Annotated in this window: 1 rRNA gene; it reads left to right on the top strand. The window is 50.4% G+C overall.

The window, feature by feature from the left end:
* Positions 1-157 precede the first annotated feature (157 nt).
* A 23S ribosomal RNA gene (locus HH682_RS15350) occupies positions 158-1,641 on the top strand; the annotation flags it as partial.

Raw genomic sequence — 1,641 nt, forward strand, 5'->3', positions numbered from 1 at the left:
ATTATCTTAAAGTTGACTTACGAGTCGCCTTTAAGATATTGCTCTTTAAAAATCTGGAAACAAGCTGATAAATTGAAAACACTGAATAATGAAAATTATTCGGAGTCTCTCAAAGACTTTTACAGTCTACAACGTCTAAGACGTCTGTGGGTTGTGAGGTTAAGCGAATAAGCGTACACGGTGGATGCCCTGGCAGTCAGAGGCGATGAAGGACGTGCTAATCTGCGAAAAGCGTCGGTAAGGTGATATGAACCGTTATAGCCGACGATATCCGAATGGGGAAACCCAGTGTGTTTTGACACACTATCGCAACATGAATACATAGTGTTGCGAGGCGAACCGAGGGAACTGAAACATCTAAGTACCTCGAGGAAAAGAAATCAACCGAGATTCCCCTAGTAGCGGCGAGCGAACGGGGAGGAGCCCAGAGTCTGCATCAGTCAGTGTGTTAATGGAACGGTCTGGAAAGTCCGGCGATACAGGGTGATAGCCCCGTACATGAAAATGCACTGATTGTGAGCTCGAAGAGTAGGGCGGGACACGTGGTATCCTGTCTGAATATGGGGGGACCATCCTCCAAGGCTAAATACTCCTGACTGACCGATAGTGAACCAGTACCGTGAGGGAAAGGCGAAAAGAACCCCGGCGAGGGGAGTGAAATAGAACCTGAAACCGTGTACGTACAAGCAGTGGGAGCACGCCTTGAGCGTGTGACTGCGTACCTTTTGTATAATGGGTCAGCGACTTATATTTTGTAGCAAGGTTAACCGAATAGGGGAGCCGCAGGGAAACCGAGTCTTAACTGGGCGTTAAGTTGCAAGGTATAGACCCGAAACCCGGTGATCTAGCCATGGGCAGGTTGAAGGTTGGGTAACACTAACTGGAGGACCGAACCGACTAATGTTGAAAAATTAGCGGATGACTTGTGGCTGGGGGTGAAAGGCCAATCAAACCGGGAGATAGCTGGTTCTCCCCGAAAGCTATTTAGGTAGCGCCTCGTGAACTCATCTTCGGGGGTAGAGCACTGTTTCGGCTAGGGGGCCATCCCGGCTTACCAACCCGATGCAAACTACGAATACCGAAGAATGTTATCACGGGAGACACACGGCGGGTGCTAACGTCCGTCGTGAAGAGGGAAACAACCCAGACCGCCAGCTAAGGTCCCAAAGTCATAGTTAAGTGGGAAACGATGTGGGAAGGCTCAGACAGCCAGGATGTTGGCTTAGAAGCAGCCATCATTTAAAGAAAGCGTAATAGCTCACTGGTCGAGTCGGCCTGCGCGGAAGATGTAACGGGGCTAAACTATGCACCGAAGCTGCGGCAGCAATACTGTGTATTGTTGGGTAGGGGAGCGTTCTGTAAGCCGTCGAAGGTGGACTGTGAGGTCTGCTGGAGGTATCAGAAGTGCGAATGCTGACATGAGTAACGATAAAGCGGGTGAAAAACCCGCTCGCCGGAAGATCAAGGTTTCCTGTCCAACGTTAATCGGGGCAGGGTAAGTCGACCCCTAAGGCGAGGCTGAAAAGCGTAGTCGATGGGAAACAGGTTAATATTCCTGTACTTGGTGTTACTGCGAAGGGGGGACGGAGAAGGCTAGGTTATCCGGGCGACGGTTGTCCCGGTTTAAGCGAGTAGGCTGAT

Source organism: Rosenbergiella gaditana, from assembly GCF_018494065.1.
Classification (GTDB): domain Bacteria; phylum Pseudomonadota; class Gammaproteobacteria; order Enterobacterales; family Enterobacteriaceae; genus Rosenbergiella; species Rosenbergiella gaditana.